Annotated in this window: 12 protein-coding genes; all 12 read left to right on the forward strand. The window is 34.0% G+C overall.

All coding sequences use genetic code 11. The features are described 5' to 3' along the window. The first annotated feature begins 1 nt into the window (after position 1). Entirely contained in the window at positions 2–298 is a 297-nt protein-coding gene (locus BUR17_RS16095) for a DUF3098 domain-containing protein (protein ID WP_074231623.1), read from the forward strand. A gap of 100 nt (positions 299–398) precedes the next feature. Beyond that, on the forward strand, positions 399–1217 hold the full coding sequence (locus BUR17_RS16100) for an undecaprenyl-diphosphate phosphatase (protein WP_074231624.1): 819 nt from the start codon (positions 399–401) through the stop codon (positions 1215–1217). A 229-nt stretch (positions 1218–1446) separates the two neighbouring features. Beyond that, positions 1447–2145 (forward strand): tRNA pseudouridine(55) synthase TruB, encoded by a 699-nt coding sequence (gene truB, locus BUR17_RS16105; protein ID WP_074231625.1) that lies wholly within the window; start codon positions 1447–1449, stop codon positions 2143–2145. Next, positions 2142–2717 carry a hypothetical protein gene (locus BUR17_RS16110; RefSeq protein WP_074231626.1) on the forward strand — a complete coding sequence of 192 codons (576 nt, stop codon included), beginning with the start codon at positions 2142–2144 and terminating at the stop codon, positions 2715–2717. Before truB ends, BUR17_RS16110 begins: the two co-directional genes overlap by 4 nt. After that, positions 2717–3436 carry a 23S rRNA pseudouridine(2604) synthase RluF gene (gene rluF, locus BUR17_RS16115; RefSeq protein WP_074231627.1) on the forward strand — a complete coding sequence of 240 codons (720 nt, stop codon included), beginning with the start codon at positions 2717–2719 and terminating at the stop codon, positions 3434–3436. The genes BUR17_RS16110 and rluF overlap by 1 nt, the downstream gene beginning before the upstream one ends. A gap of 203 nt (positions 3437–3639) precedes the next feature. Further along, positions 3640–4449, forward strand: a complete 810-nt coding sequence (locus tag BUR17_RS16120; RefSeq protein WP_074231628.1) for a hypothetical protein — start codon at positions 3640–3642, stop codon at positions 4447–4449. Positions 4450–4460: 11 nt separating this feature from the next. Beyond that, on the forward strand, positions 4461–5303 hold the full coding sequence (locus BUR17_RS16125) for a hypothetical protein (RefSeq protein WP_074231629.1): 843 nt from the start codon (positions 4461–4463) through the stop codon (positions 5301–5303). A 2-nt stretch (positions 5304–5305) separates the two neighbouring features. Continuing rightward, positions 5306–6136: a hypothetical protein gene (locus BUR17_RS16130; protein WP_074231630.1), complete on the forward strand. Its 831-nt coding sequence runs from the start codon at positions 5306–5308 to the stop codon at positions 6134–6136. A 265-nt stretch (positions 6137–6401) separates the two neighbouring features. After that, complete coding sequence (gene rpsA / locus BUR17_RS16135) at positions 6402–8192, forward strand: 30S ribosomal protein S1 (protein ID WP_074231631.1); 1791 nt, start codon at positions 6402–6404, stop codon at positions 8190–8192. 419 nt (positions 8193–8611) lie between these two features. Further along, complete coding sequence (locus BUR17_RS16140; RefSeq protein ID WP_074231632.1) at positions 8612–11209, forward strand: T9SS-dependent M36 family metallopeptidase; 2598 nt, start codon at positions 8612–8614, stop codon at positions 11207–11209. A 151-nt stretch (positions 11210–11360) separates the two neighbouring features. Continuing rightward, positions 11361–13976 (forward strand): T9SS-dependent M36 family metallopeptidase, encoded by a 2616-nt coding sequence (locus BUR17_RS16145; protein ID WP_074231633.1) that lies wholly within the window; start codon positions 11361–11363, stop codon positions 13974–13976. Between the two features lie 116 nt (positions 13977–14092). After that, positions 14093–15076, forward strand: coding sequence for an EamA family transporter (locus BUR17_RS16150; protein ID WP_074231634.1), 984 nt, complete (start codon positions 14093–14095; stop codon positions 15074–15076). Positions 15077–15157 lie beyond the last annotated feature (81 nt).

Consider the following 15157-nt stretch of genomic DNA (forward strand, 5'->3'; position numbering starts at 1 on the left):
AATGAGCAAAAAAACAAATAAATTTTCGGCATCAGATTTTGGTAACGAAACAAAAGTTTCCGACGAAAATACTTTTTACTTCGGTAAACAGAATTTTAAATGGATGCTGATTGGTCTTGCGTGTATAGTAGTTGGTTTTCTTCTTATGATGGGTCCAGATGCAAATACGGTTGACGGAAAACTAGATCCCAATGTCTGGAACGACGACATTTTTTCAATCAGAAGAATCAGAATTGCTCCGCTTCTTGTGGTGACTGGTTTTGTGATTGAAGTCTACGCAATTTTAAAAAGGAAATAATTTTTTTTTTACAATAAAAAGTAAGACAGTAAAAGATTTGAATATTAATTTGAATCTTTTGCTGTTTTTAATCTTTTAATATTTTTTGAATTAAACAAAAATGGATTTAATCAAAGCAATAATCATTGCCATAGTAGAAGGACTTACAGAATACTTACCCATTTCATCTACCGCTCACATGGGTTTTACCGCCAATTTGATGGGCTTAGAAGAAACCGAATTTCTAAAAATGTTTCAGGTTTCCATACAGTTTGGAGCTATTTTATCGGTAGTCGTTGCCTATTGGAAAAAGTTTTTCGACTTTGAAAACCTTAAGTTTTATTACAAATTAGGTTTTGCGGTGATTCCGGCTTTGGTTTTAGGATATATTTTTGATGATATGATTGAGGCTGTGTTGGGAAATCAGATTGCTATTTCCTCAGTTTTGGTTTTAGGTGGAGTCGTATTATTGTTTGCCGATAAATGGTTTAAAAATCCGGTTATCAATGACGAGAAAGATATTTCAATAAAAAAAGCAGTGACCATTGGTTTTTGGCAATGTCTTGCGATGATGCCCGGAACGAGTAGGAGTGCAGCTTCCATTATTGGAGGGATGACTCAGGGTTTATCACGAAAAGCGGCGGCAGAATTTTCTTTCTTTTTGGCTGTTCCTACGATGTTGGCGGTGACGGTTTACTCTGTTTTTGTAAAAACCTGGGGGAAAACAACTGCAAATCCTATGAAAGGTTACGAAATGATATTACAATCTCAGGATCACATTATGATTTTTATTGTTGGAAATATTGTTGCATTTATTACAGCTCTTATCGCAATCAAAGCATTTATCGGAGTTTTAAACAAATATGGTTTCAAACCTTGGGGTTGGTACCGTATTTTTGTAGGAGTCGCTTTGTTGATTTATTTTTATTACTTTAAATAATTTATTACCCATTACTAATTATTTATTTAATTTAGGCAGCTATTTCCGTCTTCCACTCCCGCTTTTTTGCCTCCGCTTCGCTGCGGCAAAAAGAGCTCCGTTCAAGCCGGGCTGCAAGAGATTCACTGTTGAAACGCAGTATTTAAATAATATTATATTTATCAAACTAAAAAACTGATTAACTAATCAACTCTCCAACCTTCAAACTCTAAAAACCCTCCAACTCAAAATGACAGCTGAAGAATTACAGTCAGGACACATATTTTTATTAGACAAACCTTTGGATTGGACTTCTTTTCAGGCGGTCAATAAAATGAAATATAAACTCAAAAGAGAATTTGATCTTCCGAAAAAATTCAAAATTGGTCATGCCGGAACTTTAGATCCGCGTGCGACTGGATTACTGATTGTCTGTACAGGAAAATTCACAAAAAAAATCCCTGAAATACAAGATGCTCCAAAAGAATATTGGACCGAAGTAAAAATAGGCGTACAAACCGAATCTTACGACACCGAAAAACCAGAAATCCTTCATCAGGATATTTCAAAGGTAACAGAAGAAGATGTAAAAAATGCTTTAGATAAATTTTTAGGTGAAATAGATCAGAAACCGCCGATTTTTTCTGCAATTAAAATTGATGGAGCAAGAGCGTACAATTTGGCAAGAGCAGGAGAGGAGGTCGAAATGAAATCCAGAAAAACAACCATTCATTACATCAAAGATATTGAGATCAACTTTCCTTTGGTGAGTTTTACGGTGGGTTGTTCAAAAGGAACTTACATCAGAAGTTTAGCACACGATATTGGTCAAGAATTGGGAGTAGGAGGTTATCTAACCCAATTGAGAAGAACAAAAATCGGGGATTATAAAATTGAAGATGGAACCAGTGATTTTTTAGAAAACGAATATAGATTTGAAAATTTATGATTAAAAATTTATTATTGATCTCATTTTTACTGTTTTCAACGGCAGTATTTTCACAAGTTGACGATTCAAAGAAGCCTAAAATGGGGTTTTATTTTAATCCTTCTCTAAATGTAGGTTTAAACTTAAAAAAAGAAAAGCAATTACCCAATAATACTCAATATATTCAGCCAGAAGCAAAACGAAAGATCAGTTATGGCATTACCGCAATTGGAGGTTACAATTTTCTTCCTAATTTTGCATTGGGAACAGGCTTGAAATATAGTTTTATAGAAGATAATTACCATTTGGTTTATTGGATGATTCAGCCTAAAATCATTTTTAATCCTGGAGATCAGCCTTTTTATATTGATCTTAATTATGGCAAACAGATAAACAATTCTGCTGTTTCAGACTCAGAATTTTGGGGAGCCAGACTTGGTATTCAGGTTTCGTATTCAAAAAGATTAAGCCAGGAAGGTGGGTTGTTTTTTGAAGGTCATAAAGTGGGAAATAATAATCCTTTTTTTATAGGACTAAGTTACGGAATCACGATTTTCAGCAACAAAAATTACACAGTAGAAGGTATAGAATAATGGAAAAAACACGTATTAATAAATATCTTTCAGAGGTTGGCTACTGCTCAAGGAGAGCAGCAGATAAGCTTTTGGAAGAAGGAAGAATAAAAATAAACGGACAAATTCCTGAACTGGGAACAAAAGTTTCAGATGAAGATGTAGTAGAAGTTGACGGAAAACCCATCCGTGAATCTCAGGAAAAGCCTATTTATATTGCTTTCAACAAACCTGTAGGAATTGTTTGTACTACCGATACAAAACGTGAAAGAGATAATATCATTGAGTATATCAACCATCCGCAGAGAATTTTCCCAATCGGAAGATTAGATAAACCAAGTGAAGGTTTGATTTTGTTGACAAGTGATGGTGATATCGTTAACAAAATATTGAGATCTAAAAATAATAACGAGAAAGAATATCTGGTAAGGGTTGATAAACCTATCAACCCAAAGTTTTTGGAAAAAATGCGCAATGGGGTTCCAATTTTAGATACGATAACTAAGAAATGTGAGGTTGAAAAGATTGATGATATGACTTTTCGTATTGTTTTGACACAAGGTCTCAACCGTCAGATCAGAAGAATGTGCGAATTTTTAGGTTATGAAGTGATAAAACTGAAACGTATAAGAATCATGAATATCAAACTCGATATTCCTTTGGGAAAATGGAGAGACCTGACTCCGGAAGAATTTTCTACTCTGAATGACTTGCTGGACGGCTCTAGCAAAACTTTTTAGCCAAATTTAATTCACTAAATCCTCTATTGATTAGTGTTTTTATTATTGAATTTATCAATAAAATTAAAATAAATTAGCAAATTATTTGTTGGTGTGTAATTAAATTATAGATTTGTAAAGTTATTGTTCGGGAATTTTAAAAGTTCGCTTTTAGGATTTCCGAATGGTAATAAAAACACAAGTTTAATTTAATATACACGATGATGAAAAAAATACTTCTATCTAAGGCGGTGGTTTTCTACTTGCTTTTTTTTCAAAACACCTACGCTCAAGTAGGGATAGGAGCTACTATTGTAGAGAATGATTTGCTCCTAAAAACTTATTCTTCTAACAAAGGTATTTTAATTCCTAATCTTAACATCTCAAATCTCAATCTAGCTTCACCCGTTACAGCGACTCCTACTCTCGGATTATTGGCTTACAATAAAGCTCCCGGAAAAAAAGGATTTAATTTTTGGGAAGTTAATAAATGGAACGAGCTTGTAGATTCTCAGAATATCTATTCAGTATTGGGTTTAACGGTTTCTTACAGCACATCAAGCTCGTCGTCAGTCGATTTGAGTACACTTTCCGGAGCCTTAATGTATGCAGAAAATTCTGTACCAGGTTCGGTGTGGACAGAAATACCCGGTCTTTCTAAAGATGTTTCTATTACTCAGGCTAATAATACCGTTTTTGTACTTACTGAAGGTATGGTTCAGGCCAATAATACAGATTTAAGCCCTGCCAATACTTACACTTATGCCATTGGTATTTTTGTAGATGGTAAACTTGCAGGCGTGCGGAACTATTCTTCCAATTACGGGCGCTCTTTTCAATATGATTTTTTTTCAATTGATACGGTTTTCAAGAATCTTAGTTTAGGTAATCATACCATAAAAACATATGTTACAATGAGGGTGAATAATTATTCTAATGCAACCAGCTGGAAGTTTGGCGGTGCTGCCTCCTCTTCTGTGAATGCAGATATGTCTAAGATCAATATGTTTATCAAATTAACCGAAAAATCTTAAAACACAAAGCCATGAAAAAAAATTATTTATTATTCCTCTTTTTAATATTGGGATACAATATTTACGGACAAACTGGTTCGGTAGGGATTGGAACGAGTGCGCCTAATGAATCTGCAATTTTAGATCTCGTATCTGGAAATAAAGGCTTTATGCTGCCAAAAGTTTCGCTAAATCCCAGTAATGTCTCCGATTATAGCTTTATGATTGCAAAACCTACAGAATCTTTATTGGTTTACAATACCAATGCAGGTTTCCCTGGTGGTAAAGGTTTGTATTATTGGGATTCTACAAAATGGGTTTTTTATTTTAGTTCTGCAAATATCAACCTGCTTTTAGGAATTACTAAATATTATTCTAAAATTTACAATACAGGTGTCGCTACCAGTAATTATCCGGCAGATGCTACGTCAGTCAATTCATTTGTAAATGGAAGCGTTTTGGCTTCTCCCTGGGTTGAGATTGCAGATCCTTCGCCATTTAGCTTTGTCATTGACAGAGCGGCAAATAATGCTGTGATTACTTTTACAGGAATGTTGCAATTAAATAATACATCTTCAAGTAGCGAAAGTGTGACATACGGTTTGGGAATTTTTGTAGATGATAAATTAATTACATCAAAATCGGCGACGATGAATGTAGATAATGCATGTGCATTCCGAGAGTTTACCATAACAGGTCTTATAAATAATCTCAGCGTAGGTACCCATAATCTAAAACTTGCGGTGATGAATAGATCGAGTACAACAACCGGAACTATTAATTATGGACAAAAAGGCGCAAGTTGTAGTAACATCTCCAATGATGAGGCAAAAATAAGCGCCATAGTTTTAGTTAACCAACCCTTACCTTACTAATCATGAAAAAAATATTTAATATAATTGTTTTAGCGGCTATTCCTCATTTGTTTTTTTCACAAGTTGTGATTACAGACAAAGGCACCCCCGCTTTGGATAATACGGCTGTCTTGAAATTGGATTCAGACAAAAAAGGATTTTTGCTTCCAAGAATTCCTTTAACTTCAAATATGGATGTAACTACAATTCCAAATCCTCAAAACGGAAATATAGTTTTTAACACCAACTCTACATTATCTTTGCCACAAACAATAACCTATTTCGAAGTTGATCGATGGAATTCTTTATATACAAAAGAGCAGCTTCAACCTAAGTTGGATATCGTTAATATAAGCTCTGTTTCTTCTACAGCAAGTACGAGCATCACAGGTTTTAATCCTGGAGCTATCAATTTAGGATCGGGCACATCGGGCTGGACTTCTTTGGGAGTAATAGATTCGAAAGCCTTTACGAGAGTTAATAATTCCTTTGCCTTTACAGTGGAAGGGATGACGCAACTTGATGCTTCTTCTAATGAATATTATGAATATGCTATCGGTATTTTTGTTGATGATGTACTTGTTGTAGTAAGAAAATACCATAAACAAAAAGAAAATTTCACCTGTTCATGGAATAAATTTATTCTGAATGGAGTGGTTAGTAACCTTTCCATTGGCAATCATTCGATAAAAGTAATGGCGCGAAATATATCTTCAACTTCTAATTTGGCAACACAAAAGATTGTCTATGGAGGTCCCGCTACAAGATCTGATAATGGAAGCAGTTGTGATAATATGAGTAGTTTTCTGGCGAAAATAACTCTTAATACTACCATTGTAGAGTCCATTAATTAAAAGAATATGATTTTATCATAATTTGTGTTTTTTAACGGATGAGCAATTTTGCTCATCTGTTTTGTTTTTAAAATAAGCATGTTTTTCCTGTTAGATTAATTAAAATAAACATATATGTAATTTCAAGTTTTTTTTGTACTTTTGCAGTCACTTTTTGTGGGCAGGTCTGAAAAGGTAAATTATTATAAATTAATTACTTCCGTATTTTTTAAAACCACATTTATTCAGACCATTAAAAAAGAAGGAATACAAATTTTATTAGAAAATGTCAAAAGAGACAAATTCAGCAGAGGTTTTATTAAACCAAAACGTAGCACCAGAACAATTTGATTGGGATTCTTTCGAATCAGGTCTTGATGCAGATGCGAGAAAAGAAAAAAGTGATCTTGAAGAAATCTACAACGGATCTCTTAGCAGCTTAAACGATAACGACGTTATCACTGGTAAAGTTGTAAGATTAACTGACAAAGAAGCTATCGTAGACATCGACTTCAAATCTGAAGGTGTTATTTCTCTTAACGAATTCCGTTACAACCCAGGTTTAAGCGTTGGTGATGTAGTAGAAGTAATGGTTGACAGAAGAGAAGACAAAACAGGTCAGTTACAATTATCTCACAGAAAAGCTAGAACGCTTAAAGCTTGGGATAGAGTAAATGAGCTTCACGAAACTGGAGAAATCGTTAACGGTTTTGTTAAGTCTAGAACTAAAGGAGGTATGATCGTTGACGTACACGGAATCGAAGCATTCTTACCAGGTTCTCAAATTGATGTTAAGCCAATCAAAGATTACGATCAGTTCGTAGGTAAAACTATGGAGTTCAAAGTTGTGAAAATCAACCCTGAGTTCAAAAACGTAGTTGTATCTCACAAAGCATTGATCGAAGCAGATATCGAAGGTCAGAAAAAAGAAATCATCGCTCAGCTTGAAAAAGGTCAGGTTCTTGAAGGTACTGTTAAGAATATTACTTCTTACGGTGTATTCATCGACTTAGGAGGTGTTGATGGATTGATCCACATTACAGACCTTTCTTGGTCTAGAGTGAACCACCCATCTGAAATCCTAGAAGACGGACAGACTGTAAAAGTTGTTATCCTTGATTTTGATGACGAGAAAACAAGAATCCAATTAGGTATGAAGCAATTAGAAGCTCATCCTTGGGATGCTCTTTCTGCTGATATGAAAGTTGGTGATAAAGTAAAAGGAAAAGTAGTAGTTCTTGCTGACTATGGTGCATTCGTTGAGATCGCTCCAGGTGTTGAAGGATTAATCCACGTTTCTGAAATGTCTTGGTCTACTCACTTGAGAAGCGCAGGAGATTTCGTAAAAGTAGGTGACGAAGTGGAAGCTGAAGTACTTACTCTTGATAGAGAAGACAGAAAAATCTCTTTAGGTATGAAACAATTATCTAAAGATCCATGGGAAAATATCGAAGCTAAGTATCCAGTAGGTTCTCAACACGTTGGAACTGTAAGAAACTTTACAAACTTCGGTGTATTCGTAGAATTGGAAGAAGGTATTGATGGATTAATCTATATCTCTGATCTTTCTTGGACTAAGAAAATCAAGCACCCATCTGAGTTCTGTGCAGTTGGTGATAAATTAGATGTTGTAGTTCTAGAATTAGACATCCAAGCTAGAAGATTATCTCTAGGTCACAAACAACTTCAAGAAAACCCTTGGGATAAATTTGAAACTAAATATGCTGAAGGAACTGTACACGCTGGTAAAGCTGTAGAAGTACACGATAAAGGTGCTTCTGTACAATTCGAAGATGCTGAAGTTGAAGCTTTCTGCCCATCAAGATTATTAGAGAAGGAAGACGGATCTAAAATCAAAAAAGGTGAAGATGCTCAGTTTAAAGTAATCGAATTCAACAAAGAATTCAAGAGAGTAGTAGTTTCTCACACAGGTATCTTCAGAGACGAAGAGAAAAAGAATGTGAAAGAATCTTCTTCTAGAAATGTTTCTTCTTCTTCAAACAACGAAGAAAGATCAACTCTTGGAGACATCGATGCTTTAGCAGAATTGAAAAAGAAAATGGAAGGAGGTAAATAATCCGACAATCATTTTTTATCATAAGAACCACTCGAAAGAGTGGTTTTTTTTGTTTGATTAATAAAATAAATCATCATTACTTGATTTTTGTTAAATCAAGACTAATTGTTGAAATTTGAAAGAATATGAAATTAATCATACAGTGTAGAATTAAATTTTAAATTATTTTAAAATTGTTTTTCACTTCCGAAAATTTCAAAATAGAGCTCTTATATAGTTTAAAACGCTATTGAGGGTTAAGTGTGTGATGTTGAAAATCAACAAGTTATATATGTGATTTATATTAATTTCAATTATAAAACATTGATAATTAATGATTTAAGTATTAATTAGTGTTTTATTTTTTAAATTAAAGAATTTCTAAATTTATGGTAGTGTTAATTGAGAATTAATATACATTTGCACCTTTAATTAAGTAAATGAAAAAAGTAATTCTACCTCTTATTATTGCAGTTTTCGCAGTAATACCTTCAATGTCATTTGCACAGTCAAATGAAGTGTTGATTAAAACTTATATTTCTCAAAATAAATTAAGAGAATATAAAAAATCTGATCTTAATCAATTTGTTGTTGATAATGTTGATTCTTCAAAATCATTAAATGGTGATGTTGTGAAAATTCAGCAGACTTATAATGGACTTCCCGTTTACGGTACCGTAGCAACAGCTTTGATTAAGGATAATAAAGTTACTTACTTTAATGATAATTTTATTAAAGATTATATAAGTTCGGTTCCAGCAAATGCTTCTTTAAATAAAAAAGCGGCACTTAGTAAAATAGCTGCTGATCTTGGTAAAAATGAAATTTCAGATCTTCCACTTTTAGATTTCTTTCAACAAGGGCAAAATAAGCATGTTGCTGCAAAACAGAGATTGGTTTATGCTTCTGATGAAAAAGGGAATCTAAAGTTGGCTTACGAATTTTTAGTTCATGAACCAAAAACTTCTAACCATTGGAATTACGTTATTGATGCCAATTCAGGTGAAATAATCAGTAAAATGAATATGAACCTTTCTTGTAATTTCCATGATGGTGCCTATTCTCACGATTCGCAAGCTTTAGCTTTGCCACAAAACAAAGAATATTATTCTGTAAATAACAATAGTTTATTATTGTCTGCAGATAATGCATCTTACAATGTTTTTGCTTTGCCTCTTGAAGCACCTACTTTCGGGGCGAGAAGTATCGTAACAAATCCGTGGATTCTTGCTTCTTCACCAGAAGGATGGCATTCTAACGGAACGACACATTACACAATCACAAGAGGAAATAATGTATATGCATACGATGATAAAGATGCTAATGAAAATACTTTTGGAACTTCTCCAGATGGAGGGGCTACAAGAAATTTCAACTTTCCGTATGATGCTAATGCAAAAGCAATTAATAATTTATCAGCATCCACAACCAACTTATTTTATATAAGCAATAAGGTACATGATATTTTCTATAAATTCGGATTTACAGAGGCGGCAAGAAATTTCCAAAATAAAAATTTCGGGAACGGAGGTCTAGATGATGATGATGTTTTTGCACAATCCCAAGATGGAGGAGGATATAATAATGCCAACTTCGCATCTTATCCTGATAGTTACAACCCGGTAATGCAGATGTATCTTTGGATGGGATCAAACAAAGTTTTGTTTTATAATGCACCCACAGATGCAGTTCCACGTAATGTATTAGGAGGAAGAGCACAGTTTGGTCCAAGTCTTAATGATGTAGGGATTACCGGAGATGTAAAGTTGGCAAGTGTTATCGACGGATGTACTGCATTACCGGCGGGAGAAATGGCAGGAAAAATTGGCTTAATTGAAAGAGGAGGAGTTTCAACTTGTACATTCTCTTCAAAAGTGAAAAATGCTCAAGATGCAGGAGCTACAGGAGTTATTATTTACAATAACGCTGCGAATGGTTCTACATTAGGTAATATGGGGGGGACCGACGCAACAGTTACGATTCCATCTATTTTGATTACCAATGCTGAAGGTGAATACATCAAAACAAAGTTAGCAGCAAACACAACAGTGAATGTTGATTTAAGATTAGATACAAAATATGATGGAAGTTTTGATAATGGTATTGTTACCCATGAATATGGACACGGTATTTCAAACAGATTAACAGGAACTGGCTACAATTGTCTGAATTCAGGAGCAAGTAGAGAACAAATGGGTGAAGGTTGGTCAGACTTTTTTGCTTTGATGTTAACTAACAAACCTGGAGATAATTCTTCAGTTGCAAGAGGAATTGGAACATATGCAGGAGGACAAGGAATCACGGGAGGCGGAATAAGACCTGCAAAATACTCTCCTGATTTTGCAATTAACGATTATACTTATACAGATACAAATGGGATGGAGTATAATAATGGTCAGGCTATTGTGCCAGATGTTCACTCTATTGGTTTTGTTTGGGCAACAATGTTGTGGGATTTAAATTGGGAATATGTTGCTAAATACGGTTACGCTTCAGATGTAACTTCAAGTACTACAAGTGGAAGTGCAAGAGTTTTACAATTGGTAACAGATGCATTGAAGCTTCAAGTTTGTAACCCTACATTTGTTGATGGTAGAAATGCAATTTTACAGGCAGAAATGGCTACTACAGGAGGTGCAGACAAATGTATGATTTGGAGAACTTTTGCTAAAAGAGGTTTAGGAGTAAATGCTTCCGCAGGAACTAAAACCAGCATTAATGACCAGGAGCAAGACTTTACTGTTCCGGCTGAATGTTTCCTTTCTACATCAGAAACTGGTGCAGTTAAAAATGTTGGAATTTCAATTTATCCAAACCCGGCTAAAAACGAGTTTTACATTAATTTCCCAAACAACACTTTAGGAAAAGTAGATGTTGAAATTTATGATATGTCAGGAAAATTGATTTCTACAGAGAATAAAATTTCACCAGAATCTAAAAAAGCAATTTCTACAAGCAGATTGATCAACGGAACTTACTTAGTAAAAGTAAAAGGTTTAGGTATCGATACTACTTCAAAAGTTATTATTGCTAAATAATAATATTTATATTTTGATTATATTAAAGGTCATCTCATTTTTTGAGGTGGCCTTTTTGATTTTTTAAGATTAATATTCTTTCTTTTATCTTAATCTTAACCAGGATTTCATAAAATGTTGTTATTTTTATAGAATATTAATAACTAAAATCATGAATTGCATTTTTATTAATAAATTGAAGGCTGGAAATGTGAAAATTCTATTTTCGTTTTTTATTTTGTTTCCTTATTTCATATTTTCTCAACAACAGAAAAGGTTGATATCCAATTATATTCTTACAAAACAAAGTAAGGATTTAAAAAAAGCAGATTTAAGAGATTTTGAAATCGATAATATAGATTCATCTGAATCTCTAAAAGGAGAAATTGTAAAAATTCAACAAAAATTTAAAGGATATCCTGTTTATAATGCCGTAGGAACAGCGATCATTAAAGGTGATAAAATTGTTTATTTTTCAGATTCTTTTGTGAAAAACTATACTGTTTCGACTTCAGAAACGGCAACACTCAAGAAAGAAAAAGCACTTGAAAATATTGCTGTAGCTTTAGGGAAAGCAGAAATAAAAAACTTTCAGATTCTTGAAAACTCGCTTTCAGAATCGAATCAGAAAAATTTCACGAAACAAAGATTGATGTTTGTTGATGTGAATGATAATTTAAGACTTGCCTACGAATTTTCTTTTCAAGAACCACATTCTGCAAATTATTGGAATGTTTTAATAGATGCTAATTCTGGTGAAATTATTTCAAAAGACAATCTGAATTTATCCTGCAATTTCCATTCAGATGCGTATTCCGGAGAATCTATGGTTTCAAATGATGTAGAATCAGCAAATCTTCAAAAAAATACTTTTCTAAAACTTGCAGATAATGCGAGTTACAATGTTTTTCCACTGCCGATAGAAGCGCCTACTTTTGGCAATCGATCCATTGTTTCAAATCCTTGGATTTTGGCTTCTTCACCCGAAGGATGGCATTCTACAGGAGCAACAACTTATACAACGACGAGAGGAAACAATGTATATGCTTACGAAGATACTCCAAATATAAACCAGCCAGGATTTTCTCCTGATGGAGGTGTAAACAGAAATTTTGATTTCCCTTTTTCGATTAACGGAACTCCTGCGTTTAATAGAAATGCTGCAATCACAAATCTATTTTATATTAATAATAAAGTACATGATATTTTTTACCAGTTCGGATTTACAGAATCTGCAAGAAATTTTCAACAGAATAATTTCGGGAAAGGAGGAAATGGAAATGATTATGTTTTGGCAGAATCTCAAGATGGAGGCTCTTTAAGCAATGCCAATTTTACAACACCTTCCGACGGAAACAGACCTGTGATGCAAATGTATATTTGGTCAACGGTCAATAGATATGTTTTTTATAATGCTCCTGTAACGGCAATTCCGAGAATTCCTCAGGCGAGTCCAGCTCAGTTTGGTCCACAGCTTAATGGAGCAGGTGTTACGGGCGATGTTGTTTTAGCTTCTGTAATTAATGGCTGCTCCGCTTTACCTGCAGGATCTTTAGCCGGAAAAATCGGATTGATTGAAAGAGGAGGAGCTTCAGGCTGTACCTTTGCTTCAAAAGTAAAAAATGCTCAGAATGCGGGTGCAATTGCTGCAATTATTTATAATAATCCTACTGCTGCCAATTTTCCTTCTTCAATGGGCGGAACTGATGCTACGATAACGATACCTTCCGTTCTGATTACAAATGATGAAGGTGAATTTGTTAAAACACAACTCAATAATTCAGTAACGGTAAATATCACGTTAAAAAGTGATCCTGCAACCGCAATTACTCCCGATGGAAGTTTCGACAACGGAATTATTACTCATGAATACGGACACGGAATTTCAAACAGATTAACAGGAAACGGTTATACTTGTCTTTTAAAATCTGCAAGCAAAGAACAAATGGGTGAAGGTTGGTCAGATTTTTTTGCATTAATGTTGACCAATAAACCCGGAGATAACGCAAATGTTCCGAGAAGTGTAGGAACCTATGCAAGTGGACAATCTACAAGCGGAGCCGGATTAAGACCTGCAAAATACTCTCCCGATTTTTCTATTAATAATTATACGTATGGAAAAACAAACGGGATGGAAATCGAGGAAGATGGCGAAATCGTTCCCGATGTACACAGTATAGGATTTATTTGGGCATCAATGCTTTGGGATCTTCATTGGCAATATGCTGCGAAATATGGTTATTCCTCTGACGTTTTAGCTAACAAAAACAGTGGAAGCGCACGTGTTTTGCAGCTTGTAACTGATGCATTAAAACTGCAGGCTTGTAATCCTACATTTATTGACGGACGAAATGCAATTCTTTCTGCAGAAATATTGACTACCAAAGGAGAAGACCGATGTATGATCTGGAAGACTTTTGCCAAAAGAGGTTTAGGTTTAAATGCTTTGGCTGGAAATAAAATGAATATTAATGATCAAAAGGAAGATTTTTCAATTCCTAAAGATTGTCAGGATGGAAATTCAAATATTGCGATAGATAAGAGCTTGATATCAATTTACCCTAATCCGGCAAAAGATGAATTCTTTATTTATTTAAAAGATTTCACGATCGGAAATCTTCATTTGCAGATTTATGATATGTCTGGAAAATTAATTGTGTCAGAAAACAGATCTTCACAGGATTCTAGAATTCCTGTTTCTACAAAAGATTTTGAAAATGGAGTATATGTGGTAAAGCTACAGGGAATCGGAGTTGACATCAGTTCAAGGATAATTGTTAAGAAATAAAACTCAAAAAAATAATCATTACCATCACCTCAGATTTTCTGGGGTGATTTTTATTTAATATAAAAACGTATTTAAACAAATTTTTATATCGTACCTTTGCCGGCTGTAAAAAAATTATGAAGAAGAAAAATATTTTAAAAGGAGTATTATTTGTCGGTTTTGGAGCGAGTATTTACGGAATGCTTGCTACATTCGTAAAAATGTCTTACAAAGATGGTTTTACAACTTCTGAAGTAACGACTGCTCAGTTTGCTTTAGGGATCACAGGTCTTTTGATCCTGAATTTTATTCAGACGATTACGTCAAAAAAGAAATTGTCATCACCAAGTCGTAAAGAATTCAGGATGTTGGTTTTAGCGGGTACTTCTTTAGGTTGCACCAGCTTATTTTATTACATAGCGGTACAATATATTGCTGTTTCTATTGCGATTGTATTATTGATGCAGTCGGTTTGGTTTAGTGTGGTGGTCGAAAGTTTTATTACCAAAAAGTTTCCCAATGCTAAAAAAGTGGTTGCAACACTAATTGTTTTGTTGGGAACTGTTTTAGCAACAAATCTAATTAATTTAGAAGTTAAACTTGATTGGCATGGAGTTTTTTGGGGATTATTGGCAGCAGCTTCATTTACGATGACAATGTTTACTTCCAATACTTTGGCGACACATTTACCGGTACTCAGAAAAAGTATCATCATGTTGACAGGTGGTTCTGTAATTGTTTTGGTATTTTTGTTTTTTGCACAGATCGGACCGTTGTATTCTGAAGGTTTAAAATCTTTTTATTTAAATTTCACTGAAAATACAGAGCATATAAGACCATTTGATTACTCGATTTTCTGGACTTACGGATTTATTTTAGCTCTATTCGGAACTATTATTCCACCAATTTTATTCAATTTAGGTTTCCCAAATACAGGTTTAGGATTGGGGAGTATTATTTCTTCACTCGAACTTCCGGTGTCTGTAACGATGGCATTTGTTCTTTTGGGTGAAAAAGTTATTCTTATTCAGTGGATTGGAATTGTACTTATCCTAATGGCTATTGTTTTGATGAATTTACCTTCGAAAAAAGAGAAAATTCTTTCAGAGCAGCTCTCTTAAAAATGATAATTAAATTATAAATAATACCAAAAACCGTTTCTTTTGAAGCGGTTTTTTTAAATTTATATCTAAAATCAATTT

It is taken from the genome of Chryseobacterium scophthalmum (genome assembly GCF_900143185.1).
GTDB lineage: Bacteria > Bacteroidota > Bacteroidia > Flavobacteriales > Weeksellaceae > Chryseobacterium > Chryseobacterium scophthalmum.

Bases quoted from the DNA above. Each gene is read 5' to 3' on its own strand.
- BUR17_RS16095 (WP_074231623.1), top strand. From the start codon at position 2: ATGAGCAAAAAAACAAATAAATTTTCGGCATCAGATTTTGGTAACGAA.
- BUR17_RS16100 (WP_074231624.1), top strand. From the start codon at position 399: ATGGATTTAATCAAAGCAATAATCATTGCCATAGTAGAAGGACTTACA.
- truB (WP_074231625.1), top strand. From the start codon at position 1,447: ATGACAGCTGAAGAATTACAGTCAGGACACATATTTTTATTAGACAAA.
- BUR17_RS16110 (WP_074231626.1), top strand. From the start codon at position 2,142: ATGATTAAAAATTTATTATTGATCTCATTTTTACTGTTTTCAACGGCA.
- rluF (WP_074231627.1), top strand. From the start codon at position 2,717: ATGGAAAAAACACGTATTAATAAATATCTTTCAGAGGTTGGCTACTGC.
- BUR17_RS16120 (WP_074231628.1), top strand. From the start codon at position 3,640: ATGAAAAAAATACTTCTATCTAAGGCGGTGGTTTTCTACTTGCTTTTT.
- BUR17_RS16125 (WP_074231629.1), top strand. From the start codon at position 4,461: ATGAAAAAAAATTATTTATTATTCCTCTTTTTAATATTGGGATACAAT.
- BUR17_RS16130 (WP_074231630.1), top strand. From the start codon at position 5,306: ATGAAAAAAATATTTAATATAATTGTTTTAGCGGCTATTCCTCATTTG.
- rpsA (WP_074231631.1), top strand. From the start codon at position 6,402: ATGTCAAAAGAGACAAATTCAGCAGAGGTTTTATTAAACCAAAACGTA.
- BUR17_RS16140 (WP_074231632.1), top strand. From the start codon at position 8,612: ATGAAAAAAGTAATTCTACCTCTTATTATTGCAGTTTTCGCAGTAATA.
- BUR17_RS16145 (WP_074231633.1), top strand. From the start codon at position 11,361: ATGAATTGCATTTTTATTAATAAATTGAAGGCTGGAAATGTGAAAATT.
- BUR17_RS16150 (WP_074231634.1), top strand. From the start codon at position 14,093: ATGAAGAAGAAAAATATTTTAAAAGGAGTATTATTTGTCGGTTTTGGA.